This is a genomic window from Hufsiella arboris (assembly GCF_009834875.1).
In the GTDB taxonomy this organism is placed as follows: domain Bacteria; phylum Bacteroidota; class Bacteroidia; order Sphingobacteriales; family Sphingobacteriaceae; genus Hufsiella_A; species Hufsiella_A arboris.
In genome coordinates this window covers 80,513-102,238 of record NZ_WVHT01000009.1, presented here as the reverse complement: position 1 = coordinate 102,238, position 21,726 = coordinate 80,513, and the positions used below count along the sequence as shown (strand labels likewise).

Here is a 21,726-nt window from a genome sequence, read left to right as displayed (position 1 = left end):
TGCCTTGTGGATAGCGAGCTAGTTAGCCGCTAACCAATCTATCTGATCACTTGACTTATACCTGACAGCCAACGTCCGAAAGAATGATAGATTTGTGCCTGATTTTAAACGCTTGATTCATGTTAGTTCGCCCGAGAAGATTAAGAAAGTCCCAGGTAGTTCGTGAAATGGTTGCCGAAACCAGGTTATCGAAAGATATGTTCATTTATCCCTATTTCGTAGTTCCGGGAAAAGGCATAACCAAGGAAATAATTTCTATGCCGGGAATCAATCACTTTTCAGCCGATAAACTTGTTGAAGATGTAGAAAAAGGGCTGAATCTTGGCCTGAATAAAATAATGCTTTTTGGCGTAGGCGAGGAGAAATCAGAAGACGCTCACACTGCCTACCATGAACATTCTCTCGTGGCCGATACCGTACGGTTGTTAAAATCCCGGTTCGGAGACGACCTGTATATTGTAACAGATGTTTGTGTTTGCTCATACACTACTCACGGCCATTGCGGAATTCTGAAAGATGACTACGTCCAAAATGATGAAACCGTTGAATTAATTTCCAAAATGGCACTTAGTCACGCTCAGGCCGGAGCTGATATGCTGGCGCCGTCAGACATGATGGACGGACGAATCGAAGCAATACGTAATAAGCTTGACAACAGCGGATTGGTAAATACAGCGATCATGTCGCATGCTACAAAATTTGCCTCGGCTTATTATGGCCCGTTTCGCGATGCTGCCGATTGTGCTCCCGGTAAAGGCGACCGTAAAGCTTATCAAATGGATTTTCGTAATGGAAATGAAGCTGTCCGCGAAGCATTGCTGGATGAAGAACAAGGCGCTGATGTGCTTATGGTTAAACCTGCATTGGCTTACATGGATATTATCCATAAACTGAAATTAAATACCGATCTGCCCATTGCATGTTATAATGTTTCGGGCGAGTATTCTATGATAAAGGCCGCCGCTAAAAATGGCTGGATAGATGAACAGAAAGTTGTTATGGAAACAATGCATGCATTCGCAAGAGCAGGTGCAAGTATCATCACTACTTATCACATTCGTGATATTTTGCAGAATAAATGGCTTTAATACACTAACAAGACTGATTTTTATAAGATAATGTTGGATTCCATAAAAAAAATATTTTCGGGACAGGAAGAGGAAACTGGAGTAACGGGTACAACTGGTAAGCCTGATATTGCACGGGAAAAATCCGGGGAGCTATATGAAAAGGCAAAGAAATATTTTCCGGGCGGTGTCAACTCACCGGTTCGGGCGTTTAAATCTGTTCATGGAACACCGTTGTTTATTGAAAAAGGTGATGGCTGTTTTTTATGGGATGCCGATGGAAATAAGTTTATTGACTTTTGCTGCTCCTGGGGGCCATTGATTTTAGGGCATAACAATGCTAAAATTCGTGAGAAGGTTACGGAAGTTATGCAGAATGGCATGAGCTTCGGCGCACCGACCGCTTTAGAAAATGAGTTAGCAGAGCTGATCCTTTCAAACAATAAATTAATTCAGAAAATACGTTTCGTCAGTTCAGGAACGGAAGCCGTCATGTCGGCGATAAGGTTGGCCCGCGGATATACGAAACGTGACAAAATTTTAAAATTCGAGGGATGCTATCATGGTCACGTAGATTCTTTGCTGGTTAAAGCAGGTTCAGGCCTGGTTACTTTCGGCGAGACATCATCGGCCGGTGTTCCGAAGTCATTTGCCGACGAAACTATCGTTGTTTCACTGAATGATCGTAAGGCGGTAGAAGAAGCATTTGAGCAGTTTAAAGACCAGATTGCTGCAATTATTATAGAAGGTGTGCCAGCAAATAATGGCCTGCTGATCCAGGACAAAGAATTCGTGCATTTCCTTCGCGACGTAAGCGCCAAAAATAATTCACTCTTGATATTTGACGAGGTAATTACAGGTTTCCGTTTAGGTTTTGAAGGTGCAGCTCGTTATTACGATGTCAAACCGGATATTATTACTTACGGTAAAATTATTGGCGGAGGCTTGCCGGTTGGAGCTTACGGCGCTTCGGTGGAAATTATGTCCAGTATATCTCCGGAAGGCCCGGTTTATCAGGCAGGCACCTTGTCCGGTAATCCGGTTGCAATGGCTGCAGGAATTGCGCAACTCACTGAATTGGCTAAATCCGGTTTTTATAAAGATTTAAATAAAAAAGCTGAAGAATTCACCGATTCGATCAGGCGCTTTACTACAGCTAAAAATTATAAGTTTAAAGTATTCAATATCGGGTCAATTTTTTGGTTCGCTTTTTCTGAAAAGGATATAAAAACTGCCGAAGAGATCGATCCGGCAAGCATGGAAAAGTTCAAGATATTTCACCGGGAACTGTTAAATCGCGGAATTTATCTTGGTCCTTCAGGATATGAAGTAGGATTCATTTCGGCAGCTCACTCGAAAATAGAGCTGGAAAAAACAAAACGTGCTATATTTGATAGTCTGGATATAGTTTTTAGAACGGCCAGATGATAAACTTCATGAAGAAATCACTGCTTATATTCTACTTCCTGACAATTTATGCGTTGGCAGAATTGTTCTGGTGGGGATATCTGCTAATCAAGATACAGCCTGAACGCAAGGCAATGATTCTCGGTGAAGGCTCTGTATTCGTTTTCATTTTCGTGGTGGGAGCCATCCAGTTATTTAAATCGCTTAAAAAGGAGCGTCGCCTAAATGAAGTTCAACGAAATTTTCTATTGTCGGTTACTCATGAGTTAAAGTCGCCGCTTGCATCAATAAAGCTTTATCTTCAAACAATTTTGAAACGTGAATTAGATCCGCAGCAGCAAAAAGGATTTATAAAAAATTCATTGAAAGATATCGAGCGATTGGACGATCTTGTTGAGAACATGCTCATCGCTACGAAGATTGATAACAAGGCCTACAGCTTTCCAAAGGAGGAATTTAACTTTTCTGAACTTGTTGAGCGTGTTGCCGACAGGCTGCAGGTACATACTTGCAGTTCGCAAACAATCAAAGCTGAAATAGAACCAGGGCTAAGTTTAACGGGTGATAGGTTTGCATTGACATCGGTTGTTACAAACCTGATCGAAAATGCCGTAAAGTATTCTCCGCCGTGTTCTGAGATAAAGGCGAAGGCTTTTAGAAACAACGGCAACATCGTTCTACAGGTCGCTGATAACGGCATAGGTATTAATGACGAAGAAAAACTTCGCATATTTGATAAATTTTATCGTGTAGGCAGTGAAGATACCCGTAAAACTAAAGGAACGGGTTTGGGTTTGTTTATTGTTAAACAGGTTTTAAATCATCACGATGCGCAAATCAAAGTGAAGAACAATAAGCCTAATGGAAGTATTTTTGAAGTAACATTTAACTCACATGTCAGCTAAACAAAGAATCTTACTGGTTGAGGACGAAGACCATCTGCTCGAAGCCATTAAATTGAACCTGGAATTGGAAGGATTCAAGGTGTCAACCGCAACAGATGGAAAAAAGGCTCTTAAAGTTTTTAAGGAAGAACGCTTCAATCTGGTCATCCTGGATGTAATGATTCCGGAAATTGACGGATTTCAGGTCGCGGAAACTATTCGACTGGAAAATTCGGAAGTTCCGATCATGTTTTTAACCGCTAAAAACACTAGCGAAGACCGTGTAACCGGATTGAAAAAAGGTGCGGACGATTATCTCACCAAACCGTTTAACCTGGAAGAATTGATTCTCCGTGTTCATAACCTGGTGAAACGCAGTTTGAAAGGCGATGAACTGAAAGAGCTTAATTCATACAAAATCGGCGACAAAACTATTTATTTCAACTCCTTTGAGCTGAAGAATGACGATGGAAGCATCACGCCGCTAACAAAGAAGGAAACAATGCTGCTCAAACTTCTGATCGAAAGACGCAATGAGGCAGTATCACGAGAGCAAATTCTTGAAACCGTTTGGAATTACGATGTTTACCCGTCGACCAGAACCATCGATAATTTTATCCTGACGTTCCGTAAATATTTCGAGCCAGATCAAAAAAATCCAATCTATTTCCATTCAATCCGTGGGGTAGGTTATAAGTTTACCGATATGCAGGGGCATGACTAAACAATACCGTTTCGCGATTTTAGGGCTGGCGATTTTTGTGTTGTTGTGGACGATTTATCGCGAAACATATGAGCTTACGGCCGTTGTCGTACTTGGAATTTTACTCCTTATATGGAGTCATTTTAAGCAAGGGACGGTTTTGGCAGCCTCAAAAGCATACCAATTAAAGGATTACAAAAGGGCCGAAAGCCTCCTTAATGAAATCGTGAATCCTGACAGACTGGCTAAAAACCGTCGCGGATTTTACGAATTTATGATGGGAAATATTGCGCTTCAAAAAGAGAACTTTAAGGCCGCCGAACGTCATTTTCAAATAGCAAGCCGCTTTCCTCTTCGTAATCAAAATGATAAAGGAATTATTTTAGTTCAGCTGGCAAATTTAAGCCTGAAGAAAAAAGAGCTGGACAGAACACGTGCTTACATCGAAGCGGCTAAAGCACTCAAGGTTAGTGCGCGTGTTCAAAATATTATAGAAAAAATAGAAAAAGAAATACCTGTTGTAACGTGAGCACTGATCAGAGAATTATTAGTAATACAATCGAAATTCAACCAGACATACAAAACTCGCTTTTTATTAAAGCGGCATTTTCGCAAAAAACAGAACGACCTCCGGTTTGGATGATGCGCCAGGCGGGCCGTTTTATGCCGCAATATTGGGAGATCAAGAACAAATATTCGTTTCTTGAAATGTGCAAAACGCCTGAAATTGCCGCAGATGTAACGATGCTTCCGGTTGATTTACTTGACATCGATGCAGCGATCCTGTTTTCTGATATTCTGGTTACCGCAGAAGCGATGGGTGGCGATCTGAGTTTCACAAACGGCATTGGCCCGCGATTTTCAAATCCGGTTCGCAGCTTAAATGATGTGAATAGCCTCGCAACGGATGTAAACGACAAATTGCAGTATGTTGCAGATGCTATAAAAGTAATTCAACAACGTTTGAATGGAAAAATTCCATTAATCGGTTTTGCCGGCGCACCGTTCACTGTTATGAGTTATCTTGTCGAGGGTGGCTCATCAAAAGACTTTAAGCTCACTAAGCTGATGCTTCATAACGAACCTGAGCTGGCACATAAGTTACTTTCTAAAATCGCTAAAGTCACTGCCGACTATCTGAATCTGCAGATAGACGCTGGTGTAAATGCAGTGCAGATATTCGATAGCTGGGCACAGGCATTAAGCTGGGACGATTATACAGAGTTTTCGCACCGTTATATTTCTGAAATTATCTCGAATTTAAATCGCAAGGACATTCCTGTGATTTCCTTTTGTAAAGGGAGCTCTGTGTTTGCTCCTTTGATGGCGGAAGCGAAGCCAGATGTTGTTTCAATTGATTGGAACGTCGATTTATTGGACATTAAAAAACGCTTGCCTCAAAATATCGCGGTGCAGGGAAACCTGGATCCGCACATTTTATACGCAGATAAGAAGGTGATCAAGGAACGCATTTATAAGCTGTTTGAACGCATGCGTGGTGAAAACGGATTTATCTTTAATCTCGGTCATGGTATTATGCCGGATATCCCTTTTGATAACGTGAAATACGCGGTTGAAGTGATTAAGGAGTTTAAGTATTGATTTCTGTTAATCATGGCAGAAATGAACCAAATTAAACCCGATTGAAGCGGTTACCACGCAACGAAGGCAGTGGATTGTGGGGATGAGTGAGGAGTAAAGCGTAAAGCGGGACTAACGGAAGCGATGAAAAAGAAGCCTGCTTTTTAAATATGTTTTATTTCTAGAAACCGGGGGTAATAGAAGTATAATTAGTTTATAATATTTTACTAAATACTTAGAGTAGGCTTAAGAAAAGCAGATGAAGTGTTTCAGTTATCGGCAGCCCCGTGTTTTGCTCATACTGTGCAGGTATTAGCCACATGGCCGGTATCCGCTTCACCCGGGTTTACAAATGTTCAGTCCCGTTATAAACTTGTTAACTTGTAAATATTTGATCTTAGCCCAAAATATATAATTCCAGCATGGCCTATCTTTACCTCAAATCCCTCCACATAATTTTTGTAGTAAGCTGGATGGCAGGACTTTTTTACATTGTTCGCCTTTTTATTTACCACACAGAGGCGAACGACAAGCCGGAACAGGAAAGGCTAATTCTTCAAAAACAGTTCGAAGTGATGGAATCCAAACTTTGGAACATCATTACAACTCCCGCCATGATTTTGGCCGTTTTAGCCGGCATCGGAATGGTCTATATCAATCCTGGATTGTTAAAGATGCCCTGGCTTCATGTAAAACTGGCTTTTGTTCTAGGATTGCTTGTTTATCATTTTATTTGTCAGCGCATAATTAAACAGCTGAAAGATGGCAACTCGACCTGGACTTCCACACAACTTCGTTTATGGAATGAACTGGCGACGATTTTCCTGGTTGCTATTGTTTTCACTGTCATCCTGAAGAGCGCGATTGACTGGATCTACGGATTAATTGGCTTGGTTTTATTTGCGATGATCATCATGTCGGCCGTGAAAATATACAAGTATTACCGAATGAAAAATAAGGGCTGACCAAATGAAGAAGATAGAAAAATTTATCGCGGAAAACCCTGATAGAACTTTCTTTTTACTCATTATCCTTGCCCTGCCGGCATTCTTTTATAATCTTGGATTGCAGCCTTTATTTGCCGACGAGCCTACGCGAGCGAACGTAGCGCTGGAAATGATACTTTCAAAAAGATTTTCAGTTCCAACGGTAGGCGGTGAATACTATTATAACAAGCCGCCGGTTTATAACTGGATATTAGCGAGTTTGTATTTACTTACAGGCAGTTTTTCGGAGTTCGTTACACGACTTCCTGCCGTAGTTCCGATGTTCTTATTCGCGGTTACTATTTACTACTCAACAGCTCATTTTTTAAAGAATAACACTACAGCATTACTTGCCGGAATATTTTTTCTTGTTAACGGCCGCATGCTTTTCTACGATTCAATGCTCGGGCATATTGATATCTTTTATTCATGGCTAACTTATATTTCATTTATGCTGATGTTTTATTTTTCGCAGCGGAATGAATGGTTTAAGCTATTTTTTTTTACCTACCTGATAACTGCCATAACTTTCTTATCAAAGGGACTGCCTTCCGTTGTTTTCCAGGGATTGTCGCTGATTGCCCTCACGACTTATACCGGAAATTTTAAAAAGCTATTTAGCTGGCAGCATATTATCGGAGGATCTGTTTTCGTACTAATTGTCGGAGGGTATTTTTACAATTACTGGCTGCACAATCCTAATGTTGTTGGATACCTGGATACCATGTGGCACCAAAGCAGCCAGAGAACAGCCACTAAATTTAGCTTTTGGAATAACGTAATGTATGTGCTTAAATTTCCGTTTGAGCACCTCGTCCATTTGTTGCCGGTAACCTTATTGATAGTCTATTGCTTTAACAGGGAATTTATAAAGCGGCTTTTTGAAACTCCATTTTTAAAATTCGTTGTGATTCTGCTTTTAGCTAATATCTGGATTTACTGGCTTTCGCCGATGACAAGGCCTCGGTATTTGCTAATGCTTTATCCACTAATTTTTGTTGTGATAAGCGATGCCTATGTTACATTTCAGGGTCGTTTGCCACGATTTAATACTATTCTGTTTTATTTCGTAGCTACAGCGTGCTCGATTGTGACTATTATTCTGCCAATAATCTTAATGCTGGAGACGCCGCAAAACGTTGATTATTTAGTTTTAAAAGCTTGCATTGTTTTTCTTTTAATGGCGGCTTTGTGTTTACTGATCTGGCAGATTCCTTCCCAAAAGATCGTTCTTTTTTTCGCCTTTCTTGTGATACTTAGGCTGGGATTCAGTTTTTTTGTCATTCCCGAACGGAACCAGGACGCGAAAAAATATCGTGCAATCGCTATCGAAATGGGAGCAATTTCCAAAGGGAAGCCTTTTTATTTCTATAGTTATCATCCCCATGTTGAAGATATTCCTTTTTATGACCGCTTGATTTTTTATATCGAACGAAGCAGAATGCAAATGCTTAAAATCGTTGATCAGGATAACATGAGCGGTTATTATCTTACCTTTGACAAAAATTTAGAAAACCCTTCGGCCGCCCTGGTTAAGGAATATGAAGACGGCTTGAAATTATTTTTTGTGAAATGAGGGAACTTTCTGTTGTAATAACTGTGTTGAACGAGCGGGAAAATATTAGTCCGCTTGTCGCTGCAATTCGTCAGGCTCTGACAGGTATCGATTACGAAGTGATCTTTGTTGATGACGGATCAAATGACGGAACACAAAATGAAATCAAAGCTAATGCCGACGAGCATATAAAACTTGTTGAACTACGCAAAAATTACGGACAAAGTACCGCTATGACTGCCGGCATCGACCATGCCGAAGGTGAATATATTGCGTTGCTTGACGGCGATCTCCAAAATGATCCTTCCGACATTCCTTTTATGCTTCAAAAGCTTAAAGATGAAGACTGGGATGTTGTTGCCGGAAACCGTGCTAACCGCAAGGATGGAATGTTTTTACGTAAAATTCCTTCTAAAATAGCCAATTCAATAATTCGCCGGATGACCGGGGTTTATATAAAAGACTATGGCTGTACGTTGAAGATTTTCAAGCGCGAAATCGCCGAAGACCTCGGAATTTATGGAGAAATGCATCGTTTTATTCCAGTACTTGCTAAGTTGCAGGGAGCCAATATCACCCAGGTTGATGTGAAGCACCACGCCCGGCAATTTGGCCATTCAAAATATGGTTTGAACCGCACTTTCAAAGTAATGGCTGATTTGATCACCATGGTCTTCTTTCGTAAATACATTCAGAAACCGATGCACCTTTTTGGTACCATGGGCTTTATATCCCTGGCATTAGGGATCCTGATCAATGCGTATTTGCTGATATTAAAGATATTGGGACATGATATCGGCGGAAAGCCATTATTGATTCTTGGATTAATATTTCTCCTCGGTGGGATTCAGCTTATTACGATTGGGATCATCGCCGAAATTAACGTAAGAACATATTTCGAGGGAACTAACCGCAAAACTTATCAGGTAAGACGAATTTTTAATGGACAAGCAGAAACTGTGGGGCATTCTTAAAGTTGTCCTTAAAATTGGTTTTACCGCGGCCCTGCTTTACCTGGTGTCGCTTAAAATCGACTTTAAAGTAGTTAAGGAATTATTCCTTAAAAGTAATCTCGGTTATATTTTTCTCGCCTTTGCGATCTACTATTTATCTCAAATTGTTTCTTCCTGGCGAAGCTTAAGTCTTCTGAAGGCAATCGGTTTGGATTTGAAATTCGGATTTAATTTCCGGCTTTACCTGCTTGGAATGTTTTACAATATCACACTTCCCGGTGGTGTTGGTGGCGACGGCTACAAAATTTATATTTTACGGAAAAAATTTAAGCTGCCCACCAAACGAATTTTCCTGGCAATGCTTTTTGACCGGATGAGCGGCCTTTGGGCAATTGGAATGATAGCCGTTTCGCTGATTATTTTTATTCCCAAAATTGATATTCCAAAAACCTGGCCTTTCATCGCTTTAGTTGCTGGTACATTGGTGTATTACCTGTTAATGAGACGCTTTTTTCCGGATTATTCAAAAAAGTTTTTTACCGTACACGCTAAAGCCGCGCTGGTTCAATCATTGCAGGTACTTGTTGTTATCATGATTTTGTTGTCGCAAAATTTTGATGGTAAATTTTCTCCTTACCTGTTCAGCTTTTTATTGTCAACTCTGGCTGCTAATGTGCCTGTAAGTTTTGCCGGAGTGGGAGCGCGGGAGTATGTTATGACCCATGCCTCAACTTATTTCGGCATGGATCAGAATTTGGCCGTCTTTCTTTCGGTGGCGTTTTTCCTGTTGTCAACACTTGCTGCTTTAAGTGGAGTTTGGTTTGTGTATTTTTCCAGGGAGTTCGAAGCAGCGCCTTCTTCAAAGGAAGCTCATGACTTCGAGGAAAAAGCAGATGAAGCAGCGGTCGGGCGATGAAAGCGCTTTTTAGAATCGGCTTAATCACGCTAATAGCACTTAAATTGCTGGAACCGAAACCGTTGTTTGCACAACTTCAGGGCAGCTACGGCGATCCGGTGATCAATATAACCTTTGGTGCAGGACCTGGTTTCGGTCAGCCTTTTGCCAACCTGTCCGGGTATACCTTCGACAATGCTGATTGTCCAAATGACGGACATTATACCATTGCGCCGTCTACCTATAATTGTTTTGGAAGTAGCTGGCATACCTTAAATAGAGACCATACCGGCGATCCGAATGGGCGGATGCTTATTGTAAACGCATCATATAGTCCAGGGATTTTTTATAAGGAAACGGTTGCCGCGCTTTGCCCAAACACTACCTATTCCTTTACTGCATGGTGTCTCAACCTGATAACAACGATGAACACTATCGAGCCGAATATCACCTTCAGTATTCAGGATACGGAGGGTAATATTCTTCGTTCGCAGGATTCTGGCAACATCCCTGTTACCGCGACGCCTCAGTGGAAGCAATACGGATTTGTTTTCAGTACGCCTGCAAATGTCTCCAACCTGGTTTTAGTAATAACAAATAACGCGCCCGGGGGGATTGGAAATGATATTGCTGTGGATGATATTGTGTTCAGGCCATGGTCGCCGGAAATCAACGTAAACTCTGCTGCAAACGATCCAAACCTTGTTGCTTGTGAAGGGCAAACCAAAACAGTACAACTGAGTGCGACGCTATCGCCAGGATTCGTTGATCCGATGTATCAGTGGCAGAATTTTGAAAATGGTGCCTGGAAAGACATACCCGGATTCACAGGTATTAGTGAAGAAGCTAAAATAACCGGCATAGCAGGCCAGGAGTATAAATACAGGTTGGCTGTTACCCAGCATGGCGCTAATTCGGCGTCATGCAGGGTTTACTCGGATTCAGTTGTAGTTCCGGTAAGCCTAATGATTAAAGCTGATGCAGGTAAGGATCGTACGGTTTTTCAGGGAACATCTTTTGAACTCGAGAGTAAAGTTTCCGGCGCAACATCTTACAATATGCATTGGGAACCGCAGCAATATCTGGCCGATGTGAACGGCAAAACTATCTGTACACCTTTGGAGGATATTACTTATACATTGATTGCAGAGTCAACAGACGGGTGCAATACTTACGCGGAAGACCAGGTTCATATCCATGTAAATAAAAAGCTGGTTGTACCAAATACCTTTACGCCTAATGGTGATGGAATCAATGACAAATGGGAAGTAGCCGGCTTAAATACTTATCTGAACTGCTCGGTTGTGGTTTTTAACCGCTACGGTCAGGCTATATTTAAAAGTAAGGGTTATGAGCATCCCTGGGACGGTAATTATAATGGCAAGCCAATTGAAACTGGAAGCTACATGTATGTTATTGATCCGGGAAATGGCGATGCTAAATTTTCAGGCTGGTTGTTTGTCGCTAAGTAAAAACATAAGCCCGGTTGTCCTGGTACCATTGATAGAACTTTTTTAAACCTGTTTTAAGATCAGTTTGCGGTTTATATCCTAGTAATTTTTCAGCTTTAGAAATGTCGGCAAAAGTTTGCGGTACGTCGCCTGGTTGTTCTGGCCGGCGATCGATAATGGCTTTTTTGCCGCAGGTATTTTCGATCTCGTCAATTAGTGTCGATAATGTAACAGTATTGTGGTTGCCGAGATTGATGATTTCAAAATCACTTTCCTGATAATTAATCGCGGCTTCAATTCCCTTCACGGTATCGTCAACAAACGTATAATCACGGCTTGTAGAACCGTCGCCAAAAACAGGTATCGGCAAATTATTCTCAATCGATTTAAAGAATTTGTGGATCGCTAAATCCGGACGCTGACCAGGGCCGTAAACTGTAAAAAACCTTAAGGCCAGAAAGCGAATTCCATAGAGGTGACTGTATACGTGTCCAAGCATTTCGGCTGATAGTTTTGACGAAGCGTAAGGACTTATCGGAAAAAGCTTTTCTTCTTCATCCCATGGAACGTTTGGATTAACGCCATAAACACTACTTGACGAAGCAAAAACAAATTGTTTGATTTCACGTCTTTTTGCAAATTCTAGCAGATTTTGAGTACCGGCAACATTAACGTCGTTATATAAAACAGGGTCTTTAATACTTGGCCGCACTCCGGCTTTCGCTGCTAAGTGAACTATTGCATCAATAGCGCCAACTTTTTCAAGATCACTCGAATTCCTGATGTCCCCTTGAATAAACTGAAAATTCTGATGAAAGGGCGCTATATTGCGTTCCTTTTGCGTTCTTGAATAGAAAGGATCAAAGTTATCTATAGAGGTTACATGATAACGGCCGCTTTTGAGCAGTTTAGCTGTAAGGTTACTGCCAATAAAACCTGCCCCACCTGTAACTAAAATCCTTTTCATAACTTTTATTTCAGAGTGCAAAATTAGAAGTTGAAGGTTTGTAATGCTACATAATTAAGTCAAAATTTGATTGAACAACACAACAACACGTTTTGAACAAATTTGTTAACCAATTTTTAACCATAACATATATAAAAATGAATTTTGTAATTACCGGAGCAAGTAGTGGAGTAGGATTTGAAGCAGTGTTAGAACTCATTTTAGATAGCAGCAATCAAGTAGTAGCTTTGGCTCGTTCGGAGGATAAATTACAGCGACTTTCAGAAATCGCACGAAGTCTTAATCCTGATTGCAGCCTATATCCGGCAAAGTTCGACATTGTTCATGATGATTATAACGACGGCTTAATCCCTTTTATTAAACAATTTCTTGGGAAGGTGGATGTCCTGATCAATAACGCCGGGCAGTTGATCAATAAACCGTTTATCGACACATCCGCTTTGGATTTTGCCGAAATGCTGCAAAGCAATTTGTTAGGGCATGTTAAGATGATTCAACAATTGCTTCCTCTCATCAATTCCGGCGGTCATATAGTTAACATTGGAAGCATGGGCGGGTTTACCGGGAGTATCAAATTTCCTGGCTTGGCCGCCTATTCAGCCAGTAAGGCTGCTTTACATACATTAACCGAATGTTTAGCTATGGAGTTGTCTGATCAGAATATTAAGGTTAACTGCTTAGCGCTAGGGTCTGCACAAACAGAAATGCTTGAGCAAGCTTTCCCGGACTATGAATCACCTATTATGGCGTTTGAAATGGGTAAGTACATCGCTGATTTTGCAAAAACCGGCGGCAAGTTTTTCAATGGAAAAATATTGCCTGTGGCAGTTACAACACCATAACTATCAAATCTGCCGCGTGGTTATGAAGCGGCAGATTTGATGTTCTAAAGATTATTAAGCAACCTGTGCTGTATCCTTCCTGTTTTTCTCCAATACAGAAATTTCATTGACTACTATTTCTGTCAGATAATGCTTATTACCTTTCTTATCTGTATAACTTCTGCTTACTAAACGCCCCTCTATACTTACCTCGGTTCCTTTGGATAAGCGTTTGTGATCAATAGCGTCGATTTTATTCCATATAACAATGTTGTGCCAATGTGTATCCTTCATCCATTCGCCTTTTAAATTTTTATACGAATGATTTGTTGCCATCGAGAATCGAACTAATTGTGATTTGCCGATTTCTTTTACCTCAGGATCTTTTCCGATAAAGCCTGTTAAACGTACGCTGTTGTTTGTTTGAGTTTCCATTTTTAAAAATTTTAAGTTTTGAGTGATTAACGACCAGCAGCCATTCTCCGGCTACCGACAGAACAAAGATGAGATGGTGGCAGAAGCTTAGTCGTATAATAAACAGGTAGATCCGTTTTTAAACGTTTATAAACGGATAGTGATAGTTAACATGTTGATTATCAACGGTTATAAAATGTTGATCAAATGTCTTTTTGTTTCGTTATGAAAATATTATGTAAATTAAAGCAGCCAATTCCTTAGCATCTTTCTGTATTGTAATCCTAATTTGAAGTTCATCAAGTTTTGTAAATCAATATTGAAATGATTCGGATTCTCATTTTTATTGCCTTCCTGGTTATTTACGTCTTATATCTTGGGATATCTTACGTGTTACTAATGAAGTATGTATCCGGATCGAACAAAGACCGGTTTATTCAAAATGAGCTGCTTGTCATTATTCCGAATCTGTTTTTGTTCGCATTAATATTTACTGTCGGACGATTCTTTAACTCCTACATGATCATAGCGAGTATCGCATTTTCTAATATTGGTTTATTTCTGTCGTTTATAATCTGGAGCCTTTTAGGAAGCCCGAAGGTGCCATATAAAAGTGTTGGCGGTTGGGCCGGATACAATTTTGGTGTTAAAAATCCGCTGTTCAATTTATTCACCCAGGGTATTTCAATTATAATTCTGCTGGCATATCCGATAGTGATTGGATTGTACTTTTTCAGAAATACGCTTGATATAGAGCAGTTCAGAACGTTTTCACTGCAATGCACAATCGTTCTTATTTTGAGCAGTTATCTTTTATTAATCCCTACAAATCTTAATATTTTGAGCGCTGATTTCATCGACGAGGATTCCCGCGCAAGATATCTTACCGCACAATTGTCCGGGTTGATACCCAACGCCCTTTTCATCAGTTTTTTCTTTTGGACGTTAAAATGGACGGGATCCGCAAATGAAATATCGGTCGGTAGTCTGAGGATCAATTTCGATCCATTAATTTTTACGGTCTTGCTCGCGTTCTTTGTCTTCTTTTTTATTTTACCTTATTTTATAGGTATCCAGAAGTCCAGGCAGCTTAAAAAGGAACACTTCGAAAATAAGACTTCCATACTCGATCATTTAATTGACGCCCTGGATTTAGCGACTCTTAATAATGTAATAGCACGAATTGATGAAAGCGGGCAATTTTTGAATGCGAAGTACAGTGAACTGGTAAATGATGATAAGGTAGTGGAAATGGGATTACGATTCGACGATCCGGCTGTTGCCGGCAATCTGAATGAAAATGAGACACTCATCTATAACTTTTACAAACATGCACGCCCGTTCGACAAGCGTTTTGTTTACTATGATTTTTTGAAGTCGACTTACCAAAGTACACTCGATTTAAGAAGCAGCTTGTTAGCCGAAACCGACCCTGCCGTAAACAAAGAGACATTGAAAAATTATGCAGTGCATTTTAAGGATTTAAAAAAAGAGATCAGCGACATTAATGATAAAAAGAGTAACACTAATCCTGCACTATGGATAGCGATCATTGGCATAGCATCGCCATTCATAAGCCAGCTGTTAACAGAAGGAGGGAAGTACCTGATCGACTATTTTAAGAAATTTATCGCTTAATTCATTTGCCATAACAGCTATTATTGACCCAGCATCATATTTGCTTTTCCGAAAATTTCCTATCTTAATAGAACCTAAATTTTGTTTAATGGAAAAGCTCTGTCTTGACTGCTCAATGCCTGTAAAGGGACGTTCGGATAAAAAGTTCTGCGATGATCAATGCCGGACAAGTTATAACAATCGTTTAAAACAGGAAGATCACAGATTGATTAAAGTTGTTAACCAGATTTTGAAGAAGAATCGCTCAATTATGGAGCAGCTTAACCCTGAAGGGAAAAGTAAAGCGGGAAAAGAGAAAATGATCAACATGGGCTTCGATTTCAATTATTTTACCAGCATTTACGAAACCCAAAAAGGAAGCAGGTACTTTTTCTGTTATGAATATGGCTACCTGCTTCTTGAAAATAATGCCGTTTTACTAGTTAAAAAGGAAGAGAATACGATTGTTTGAGATTATAAATTAAATGATCGGCGTATTCCCAGCTCCAGTCCGCGTAGTTCCGCCAGGCCGCGTAACCTTCCAATTGCAGAATAGCCAGGATTGGTTTTCTTATGGAGATCGTCCAGCATTTTATGGCCATGATCCGGGCGGAACGGCATGCGCACGTCTTCCCTGCCCGATAATTTGCGTTTTTGTTGTTCTTCAATAATCGCTTTCATAACAGCATACATGTCCACATCGCCGGCAAGATGGTCCGCTTCGTGGAAATTGCCTTCTTCATCCCGTAAGGTGCTCCGTAGATGGATGAAATGTATACGCTCGCCCAGGCGTTTAACCATTTCGGGTAAGTTGTTGTCTGGTCTAACTCCGAATGATCCTGTACAAAATGTTAATCCGTTATGGCGGCTTTCCACTGCATTGTAAATGTCCAGAATGTCTTGTTCTGTACTGACTACCCGTGGTAAACCAAGAATATGATATGGAGGATCGTCAGGGTGAATACACATCAATATTCCAGCCTGCTCGGCAACCGGAATAACCTGTTGTAAAAAGTAAAAGAGGTTTGCTTTTAACTCGGCCGGGCCGATGTTGTTGTAAGTAGCCAGCACTTGTAAAAACTCATCCAATGTATAGCCTTCTTCCGCACCGGGTAAGCCTGCTATAATGTTTTTTACAAGTTTGGTTTGCTCCTCAGACGAAAGGTCGTCAAGGTATTTGCGAGCCTTTTGTTTTATCAGGTCGGTATAACCATCTTCAGCGCCGGGTCGTTTTAATAGGTATAATTCAAACGCTGCAAAGGCAACTACGTCAAACTTCAAGGCAGTTGATCCATCAGGCATTGGATAGTCAAGGTCGGTTCTCGTCCAATCGAGCACCGGCATAAAATTATAACAAACAATGTCTATGTTACATGAACCAAGGTTTCGTAAAGTTTGCTGATAATTTTCAATATGCTGCTGATAATTTCCGCTTTTCGTTTTGATATCTTCATGAACAGGCACGCTTTCAACTACCGACCATTTCAATCCGGCATGCTCAATCAGTGTTTTTCTTTTTAAAATTTCTTCAACCGTCCATACTTCGCCATTTGCTACATGGTGTAGTGCAGTTACGATTCCCGTAGCACCTGCTTGTTTTATATCGGAAAGGGTCACCGGATCATTCGGTCCGTACCATCTCCATGTTTGTTCTAAACTCATTAATTTTTAGCTTATGGCAAAAGTAATTGCTCTAGTGAAAAAAGTGCAATTATTTTAATGTAACAGGTTGCCCGTTTTTCAGGCGATTCTTGCGCAACAAAGCCTCAAGGTAGTAATAATCAGCGTAACTGATCGGTACGTCAATTTCGCTTTTTGCAGGCTTATGACCTGTACTATGTAATAATAAAAAGCCTTTGCTGCCGCCCGGCGCCGCCTGGTAATGATTTTCCAGGCTTGTGAGAATTTTGTCAGCTGCATGTTTGTATGACTTGCCGTTTTTACTGTAAGTGCCAAGTTCAAATAATGCTGAGGCTGTAATCGCAGCAGCGGAAGCATCACGGAGTTCGCCGGGCTTATTAGCGACGTTATAATCCCAAAAAGGAACCATATCCGCGGGTAATGCTGGATTCTTTAAGATATAGGCCGCAATTTTTTCCGCCTCTTCAAGGTATTTTTTATCGCCGGTTTCGCGGTAACACATCGTATAACCATAAAGCCCCCAGGCCTGGCCCCGCGCCCACGACGACTCATCTGAAAATCCCTGGTGTGTTTGTTTGTGAAGTACTTTTCCGGTTTCCGGATCGTAGTCGATTACGTGATAAGAGCTGTTATCTGCGCGGAAATGATTTTTAAGGGTTGTGTTCGCATGGGTTACCGCAATCTTGTAGAAACTCGAATCGCCAGTAAGATTAGTCGCGGCGAACAGCAGTTCGAGGTTCATCATGTTATCTATAATTACAGGAAACTGCCATTCTTTGCGTCGGTCCCACGACTTAATGCAGCCAACAGCCGGATTAAAACGGGTGGATAATGTCTTCGCAGACTCGATAATGACCTCTTTGTAATGCTCGTCCCTTGTAAGACGATAACCATTTCCAACGCTGCAATAAATTTTAAACCCCATATCGTGAGTGCCACCATTCGTTTTTTCGCCTTCAATGTTGGTGGTGAATTTTTTCGCCTGATCAAGCCATTTCCGATCTTTGCTGTACTCGTACAGAAACCATAACTCGCCGGGAAAAAAACCACTGCACCAGTCGTTTGGAGATACGAGTATCAATTCCCCCTCAGAATTTAATGATCTTGGCGAAACCAGGCCAGGTTTTGAAGCCGATGTTTTGCTTTTTGCGACTTCCTGAAACATAAGCTCGGTTTGTTTTTCAGAGAATGAAAAGGCTTTTTTGACATCTGCCTGCGAAAAACATTTTAACGCGAACGTACTGCAAAACGACAGGATGAGGATTTTTTTCAGTTTCATTATTCTGCCACTTTTATCTTGATAACAAGTTTTTTAACAACATCAAAGCCATCTACCTTGATGCTTGGCCGGTGCGCATTTTGCGGGAAAAATAAAAAGAATGCAGCCGCGGACGCTTCGTAATACGTTCCGCCATCAGAGCTGTAATTTGCAACATCCTTGGTCTCGTCATACGGCTTTTCGACAGACGCTTTATCGACGTCAAGAACTCCGATACTTTCTTTGCCTTTAATTACATATTGCAAATCGATATACTTTTTGTGCGACTCCCATTTAGCTTGTGAGGGCTCTTTCGACGGGCCTTCTGTGATACTTGCATAAGTGTTTGTGCTGTCAACAGGATATTTACCAGCCGGAAGGCTATCAAGATTGTGGTCTTTAATAAAAGTAAAAACCTTGTCCCACACCGCTTTATTGGCGTGATATTGATAATAGAACTCGGAAGCGTTTACTGATTGGTGTGGGTTTAACTTACAACCATTGCTCCATTTACGGCTTTTTACCCATTTTTTTGCGTCGCTGACCGGAGTTTTATTGCGCATAGTTTGAGCCGAGGTTATTAAAGATGGTAGTAATAATAACAGCATATAAAGCTGAAAATGTAGTGATCTGCCTTTCATTTGAATGAGTTACTTTAATCGGTTGCTCAATATTACGAGCAATTAGAATCATATTAAAAAAGGAAACGGCTTTATTTACGCAAACGTTTTAGTTGTACGATCAATCCGAGCGGCTTAACAGACGAAATACAAACGCTTTTGTTAATTTGTCCAACATTTAATTTATATGAATTTTGAAGCGATCACGATAAGAGACATTGCGAAGGAACTGAAATTATCGGTGTCGACCGTTTCAAAAGCGTTAAGAGATAGCTACGAAATTAGTGGAAAGACAAAGGAACTTGTCACGAATTATGCCCGTGAACATAACTACCGACCTAATCCAATAGCACAAAGCTTAAAGCAAGGACGCAGTAAATCAATCGGAATAGTTGTTTCAACAATAGATAATCATTTTTTTTCGCAAGTAATTGATGGCATAGAGTCGGTTGCGCATAACAATGGGTACAATGTGATTATCACACAAACCCATGAATCGTTTGATTTGGAGGTTCAAAACGTTGAGCATTTGACATACCGGTCGATTGACGGCTTACTTATATCCTTGTCAACAGAGACTAAAAACATTGATCATTTGAAACGTCTGCATTCCCAGGGATTACCGATCGTTTTTTTTGACAGGGTGAGCAGTGAGATTGATACACACAAAGTTATTGCTGATAATTATAAAGGCGCCTATGACGCAACTGATCATCTGTTACAGTCGGGATTCAAAAATATAGCGACCATCACCAGCTCGGCTAACGTCTCTATAACTTCCGAACGGTTGGAAGGATATAAAAAGGCGCTTACAGATTCAGGCATAACAATTAACGACGATTATATTAAGTATTGTCCTCACGGTGGTAAAACTACGGAGGAAATTGAAAAGGCTTTGAACGAACTGCTTTCCTTGGATATCTGGCCCGATGCGATTTTAACGGCGTCCGACAGAATTACTACTACTACACTTGCTTTATTGCACAAATTACATATAAAAATTCCTGAAGATATCGCTTTACTCGGTTTTACAAACACCAATCTGGCCGACGTGTTATTTCCTCCGCTGAGTTCGGTTTACCAGCCAGGCTTTGATATCGGCAAAAATGCCGTTGAAATGCTGTTAAGCCTGATTCAAGCCAAGCGGCCTGTTGAAGAATTTGAAACGCGAATTTTACCTACGAAATTATATAAGAGACAATCGACAGCCAGTTCAAATTCGCGACTTGTCGATGATGCTAACAGCATAAAACCGGACGGACGAAAAAAAGATTTAAAGTAAAAAAGCTTCAAAAAATGAAGCTTTTGTTAGTGGAGAATATCGGAGTCGAACCGATGACCTTTTGCATGCCATGCTTGAAAATCGACTATTTTTGCATTTTGAGGTTTGTAAAAATATTCATAACTTGCTTATATACAACTGATTGAATAGCTTTTATTAAGTTTCGTTAATTTTAGTTAGACAAGGATTTGTTGTACCTATGTTGTACCTACGTCGGCCACTTGCATTAGCACTTGCACTATGTCAGTTTCAAACAAGATAATTTTAAGAAAAACTAAACAACTAAGCAACGGCGAATGTCCGATCATGCTTCGCATTACTATCAACCGGCAAAGCCAGTTTATTAGCGTTAAAAAGTCGGCTATCCCAGAACAATGGAATGAAAAAGCACAACAGGTATCTAAGAGCCATCCGGAGCATCACACTATTAATCCTCTGCTTCGTAACATTTCTTCAAAAGTGGATCTATACCTGCTCAACGCCGGGGAAAACGATACGGTGGTCAATTTTGACGATATCAAAAAAATAGTGCTGAAACTCACCAATACTAATAAGGAGATAAAATGCTTTTCCCTGTACTCCTATTTCGAGCGGGAAATCGAACGACTCAAGGAGGCAGACCGTTTGGGGTACGCCGCAACCTATCGGGCTACATTGCAAAGTCTACAAAGGTTCACCGACAAGAAAGATTATCCATTTGTCAATATTGGCCTCGATTTTTTAAAGAAATATGAAGCGTATCTAATCAAGCGCGGAAATGCGGTTACAACCAGGAGTGTTTTCTTTCGAACCTTTCGAACAGTTTGGAAAGGTGCCATGACTGATAAAGTCTGTCCGGAAAACCATTATCCTTTTAAGAACTTCGCTTTTTCTAAATACAACAATCCCAGGACGAAGAAAAGGGCTATAACCAAGGCGCAGATTACACAAATTACAGAGGTGCAGATTGATAAAAAAGATGATGCTAAAATCAATTCGCGGAATTATTTTTTGTTTATGTTCTACTGCCAGGGTCTTAATTTTACAGATTTGGCCAGCTTAAAATGGGAAAACATCATTGATGGTGAGTTACATTATACACGCGCAAAAACAAAAGAGGATTTTCGATTCAAAATGCACCCGGCAGCTGTTGAGATCCTGAACCATTACAGCAAACTAGATGGCAATAGTGACGCTGGCTATATCTTTCCTATCCTTTACAAACGGCATAATACCGCGAAGGCAATACGATACAGAAAGCAGAAAGTATTGAAAATGGTCAATGATAATATTAGAGCGCTAGCTTCATCAGTAGGTATCGAAAAAACAGTAACTACTTATGTGGCCAGGCACTCTTATGCGACCATCTTGCGGGTGAGCGGAGTATCCAAAGAAATTATCGGGCAGTCATTGGGACATGATAGTTTGAAAACGACACAAATTTATTTAGATGATATTGGCGATCCTGTTGTTGACGAAATGATAAACGCTGCCATTTGAGTAATATTCAGATAATGTTTATTATCCTCAATTAAAATATTTCACTGAAATATTGCAACAGAAAAATTTAAGCTTGGCACTATACGGAGTATAGCGACAATAATTTTCGCACTTATCGCAATACTATGAAAGATTAAAAATTACA

At 40.5% G+C, this 21,726-nt stretch carries 21 protein-coding genes; 16 read left to right on the top strand and 5 right to left on the bottom strand.

Features of this window, described 5'->3' with window-relative positions; all coding sequences use genetic code 11:
- Positions 1-119 precede the first annotated feature (119 nt).
- The 11 genes from hemB to GS399_RS17105 all read left to right on the top strand — a co-directional run bounded on the left by hemB (position 120) and on the right by GS399_RS17105 (position 11,503).
- Positions 120-1,088, top strand: coding sequence for a porphobilinogen synthase (hemB, locus tag GS399_RS17155; protein WP_160845882.1), 969 nt, complete (start codon positions 120-122; stop codon positions 1,086-1,088).
- A gap of 30 nt (positions 1,089-1,118) precedes the next feature.
- The gene (gene hemL, locus GS399_RS17150; protein WP_160845881.1) at positions 1,119-2,495 is read left to right on the top strand and encodes a glutamate-1-semialdehyde 2,1-aminomutase; all 1,377 of its coding nucleotides are present in this window, start codon (positions 1,119-1,121) and stop codon (positions 2,493-2,495) included.
- A gap of 8 nt (positions 2,496-2,503) precedes the next feature.
- Complete coding sequence (locus tag GS399_RS17145) at positions 2,504-3,379, top strand: sensor histidine kinase (protein ID WP_160845880.1); 876 nt, start codon at positions 2,504-2,506, stop codon at positions 3,377-3,379.
- Positions 3,369-4,082: a response regulator transcription factor gene (locus tag GS399_RS17140; protein ID WP_160845879.1), complete on the top strand. Its 714-nt coding sequence runs from the start codon at positions 3,369-3,371 to the stop codon at positions 4,080-4,082. Before GS399_RS17145 ends, GS399_RS17140 begins: the two co-directional genes overlap by 11 nt.
- Entirely contained in the window at positions 4,075-4,590 is a 516-nt protein-coding gene (locus tag GS399_RS17135; RefSeq protein WP_160845878.1) for a hypothetical protein, read from the top strand. The genes GS399_RS17140 and GS399_RS17135 overlap by 8 nt, the downstream gene beginning before the upstream one ends.
- Positions 4,591-4,637: 47 nt before the next feature.
- The gene (gene hemE, locus GS399_RS17130) at positions 4,638-5,663 is read left to right on the top strand and encodes a uroporphyrinogen decarboxylase (protein WP_160845935.1); all 1,026 of its coding nucleotides are present in this window, start codon (positions 4,638-4,640) and stop codon (positions 5,661-5,663) included.
- Between the two features lie 401 nt (positions 5,664-6,064).
- Entirely contained in the window at positions 6,065-6,607 is a 543-nt protein-coding gene (gene hemJ, locus GS399_RS17125) for a protoporphyrinogen oxidase HemJ (protein ID WP_160845877.1), read from the top strand.
- 4 nt (positions 6,608-6,611) lie between these two features.
- Complete coding sequence (locus tag GS399_RS17120; protein ID WP_160845876.1) at positions 6,612-8,204, top strand: ArnT family glycosyltransferase; 1,593 nt, start codon at positions 6,612-6,614, stop codon at positions 8,202-8,204.
- Positions 8,201-9,157, top strand: coding sequence for a glycosyltransferase family 2 protein (locus GS399_RS17115; protein WP_160845875.1), 957 nt, complete (start codon positions 8,201-8,203; stop codon positions 9,155-9,157). The genes GS399_RS17120 and GS399_RS17115 overlap by 4 nt, the downstream gene beginning before the upstream one ends.
- A complete protein-coding gene (locus GS399_RS17110) occupies positions 9,126-10,052 on the top strand; it encodes a lysylphosphatidylglycerol synthase transmembrane domain-containing protein (RefSeq protein ID WP_160845874.1) in 927 nt (308 codons plus the stop codon). The genes GS399_RS17115 and GS399_RS17110 overlap by 32 nt, the downstream gene beginning before the upstream one ends.
- Positions 10,049-11,503 carry a T9SS type B sorting domain-containing protein gene (locus GS399_RS17105; RefSeq protein ID WP_160845873.1) on the top strand — a complete coding sequence of 485 codons (1,455 nt, stop codon included), beginning with the start codon at positions 10,049-10,051 and terminating at the stop codon, positions 11,501-11,503. Before GS399_RS17110 ends, GS399_RS17105 begins: the two co-directional genes overlap by 4 nt.
- Here GS399_RS17105 and GS399_RS17100 read toward each other — a convergent pair.
- Positions 11,496-12,449, bottom strand: a complete 954-nt coding sequence (locus tag GS399_RS17100) for a GDP-mannose 4,6-dehydratase (RefSeq protein WP_160845872.1) — start codon at positions 12,447-12,449, stop codon at positions 11,496-11,498. The two genes, GS399_RS17105 and GS399_RS17100, sit on opposite strands and share 8 nt — an antisense overlap.
- Before the next feature lie 137 nt (positions 12,450-12,586).
- Here GS399_RS17100 and GS399_RS17095 point away from each other — a divergent pair, with 137 nt between their 5' ends.
- Positions 12,587-13,291 (top strand): SDR family NAD(P)-dependent oxidoreductase, encoded by a 705-nt coding sequence (locus GS399_RS17095; protein WP_160845871.1) that lies wholly within the window; start codon positions 12,587-12,589, stop codon positions 13,289-13,291.
- 54 nt (positions 13,292-13,345) lie between these two features.
- Here GS399_RS17095 and GS399_RS17090 read toward each other — a convergent pair whose 3' ends face one another.
- A complete protein-coding gene (locus GS399_RS17090; RefSeq protein ID WP_160845870.1) occupies positions 13,346-13,705 on the bottom strand; it encodes a single-stranded DNA-binding protein in 360 nt (119 codons plus the stop codon).
- A gap of 303 nt (positions 13,706-14,008) precedes the next feature.
- Here GS399_RS17090 and GS399_RS17085 point away from each other — a divergent pair, with 303 nt between their 5' ends.
- Both GS399_RS17085 and GS399_RS17080 read left to right on the top strand, forming a co-directional pair.
- Positions 14,009-15,322, top strand: coding sequence for a hypothetical protein (locus tag GS399_RS17085; protein WP_160845869.1), 1,314 nt, complete (start codon positions 14,009-14,011; stop codon positions 15,320-15,322).
- A gap of 88 nt (positions 15,323-15,410) precedes the next feature.
- The gene (locus GS399_RS17080; protein ID WP_160845868.1) at positions 15,411-15,773 is read left to right on the top strand and encodes a hypothetical protein; all 363 of its coding nucleotides are present in this window, start codon (positions 15,411-15,413) and stop codon (positions 15,771-15,773) included.
- A gap of 2 nt (positions 15,774-15,775) precedes the next feature.
- Here the strand turns inward: GS399_RS17080 and uxuA are convergent, their stop codons facing one another.
- Genes uxuA through GS399_RS17065 form a run of 3 tightly spaced genes read right to left on the bottom strand, consistent with a single transcriptional unit; the run spans position 15,776 to position 18,763 of the window.
- On the bottom strand, positions 15,776-16,963 hold the full coding sequence (gene uxuA / locus GS399_RS17075; RefSeq protein WP_160845867.1) for a mannonate dehydratase: 1,188 nt from the start codon (positions 16,961-16,963) through the stop codon (positions 15,776-15,778).
- A 49-nt stretch (positions 16,964-17,012) separates the two neighbouring features.
- Positions 17,013-18,221, bottom strand: coding sequence for a glycoside hydrolase family 88 protein (locus GS399_RS17070; protein WP_160845866.1), 1,209 nt, complete (start codon positions 18,219-18,221; stop codon positions 17,013-17,015).
- Complete coding sequence (locus GS399_RS17065) at positions 18,221-18,763, bottom strand: NanQ anomerase/TabA/YiaL family protein (protein ID WP_160845865.1); 543 nt, start codon at positions 18,761-18,763, stop codon at positions 18,221-18,223. The genes GS399_RS17070 and GS399_RS17065 overlap by 1 nt, the downstream gene beginning before the upstream one ends.
- A gap of 244 nt (positions 18,764-19,007) precedes the next feature.
- On the opposite strand from GS399_RS17065, the gene GS399_RS17060 reads away from it, so the two are divergent.
- Together GS399_RS17060 and GS399_RS17055 are read left to right on the top strand one after the other, a co-directional pair.
- Positions 19,008-20,102 (top strand): LacI family DNA-binding transcriptional regulator, encoded by a 1,095-nt coding sequence (locus GS399_RS17060; RefSeq protein WP_160845864.1) that lies wholly within the window; start codon positions 19,008-19,010, stop codon positions 20,100-20,102.
- 240 nt (positions 20,103-20,342) lie between these two features.
- On the top strand, positions 20,343-21,581 hold the full coding sequence (locus GS399_RS17055; RefSeq protein ID WP_160845863.1) for a site-specific integrase: 1,239 nt from the start codon (positions 20,343-20,345) through the stop codon (positions 21,579-21,581).
- Positions 21,582-21,726 lie beyond the last annotated feature (145 nt).

Excerpts from the sequence above, each read along its gene's own strand:
- GS399_RS17085 (WP_160845869.1), top strand. The coding sequence starts at position 14,009 with ATGATTCGGATTCTCATTTTTATTGCCTTCCTGGTTATTTACGTCTTA.
- GS399_RS17100 (WP_160845872.1), bottom strand. The coding sequence starts at position 12,449 with ATGAAAAGGATTTTAGTTACAGGTGGGGCAGGTTTTATTGGCAGTAAC.
- GS399_RS17080 (WP_160845868.1), top strand. The coding sequence starts at position 15,411 with ATGGAAAAGCTCTGTCTTGACTGCTCAATGCCTGTAAAGGGACGTTCG.
- GS399_RS17055 (WP_160845863.1), top strand. The coding sequence starts at position 20,343 with ATGTCAGTTTCAAACAAGATAATTTTAAGAAAAACTAAACAACTAAGC.
- GS399_RS17120 (WP_160845876.1), top strand. The coding sequence starts at position 6,612 with ATGAAGAAGATAGAAAAATTTATCGCGGAAAACCCTGATAGAACTTTC.
- GS399_RS17090 (WP_160845870.1), bottom strand. The coding sequence starts at position 13,705 with ATGGAAACTCAAACAAACAACAGCGTACGTTTAACAGGCTTTATCGGA.
- GS399_RS17065 (WP_160845865.1), bottom strand. The coding sequence starts at position 18,763 with ATGCGCAATAAAACTCCGGTCAGCGACGCAAAAAAATGGGTAAAAAGC.
- GS399_RS17140 (WP_160845879.1), top strand. The coding sequence starts at position 3,369 with ATGTCAGCTAAACAAAGAATCTTACTGGTTGAGGACGAAGACCATCTG.
- uxuA (WP_160845867.1), bottom strand. The coding sequence starts at position 16,963 with ATGAGTTTAGAACAAACATGGAGATGGTACGGACCGAATGATCCGGTG.
- GS399_RS17070 (WP_160845866.1), bottom strand. The coding sequence starts at position 18,221 with ATGAAACTGAAAAAAATCCTCATCCTGTCGTTTTGCAGTACGTTCGCG.
- hemJ (WP_160845877.1), top strand. The coding sequence starts at position 6,065 with ATGGCCTATCTTTACCTCAAATCCCTCCACATAATTTTTGTAGTAAGC.
- hemB (WP_160845882.1), top strand. The coding sequence starts at position 120 with ATGTTAGTTCGCCCGAGAAGATTAAGAAAGTCCCAGGTAGTTCGTGAA.
- hemL (WP_160845881.1), top strand. The coding sequence starts at position 1,119 with ATGTTGGATTCCATAAAAAAAATATTTTCGGGACAGGAAGAGGAAACT.
- GS399_RS17135 (WP_160845878.1), top strand. The coding sequence starts at position 4,075 with ATGACTAAACAATACCGTTTCGCGATTTTAGGGCTGGCGATTTTTGTG.
- GS399_RS17110 (WP_160845874.1), top strand. The coding sequence starts at position 9,126 with ATGGACAAGCAGAAACTGTGGGGCATTCTTAAAGTTGTCCTTAAAATT.
- GS399_RS17115 (WP_160845875.1), top strand. The coding sequence starts at position 8,201 with ATGAGGGAACTTTCTGTTGTAATAACTGTGTTGAACGAGCGGGAAAAT.
- GS399_RS17105 (WP_160845873.1), top strand. The coding sequence starts at position 10,049 with ATGAAAGCGCTTTTTAGAATCGGCTTAATCACGCTAATAGCACTTAAA.
- GS399_RS17145 (WP_160845880.1), top strand. The coding sequence starts at position 2,504 with ATGAAGAAATCACTGCTTATATTCTACTTCCTGACAATTTATGCGTTG.
- GS399_RS17095 (WP_160845871.1), top strand. The coding sequence starts at position 12,587 with ATGAATTTTGTAATTACCGGAGCAAGTAGTGGAGTAGGATTTGAAGCA.
- GS399_RS17060 (WP_160845864.1), top strand. The coding sequence starts at position 19,008 with ATGAATTTTGAAGCGATCACGATAAGAGACATTGCGAAGGAACTGAAA.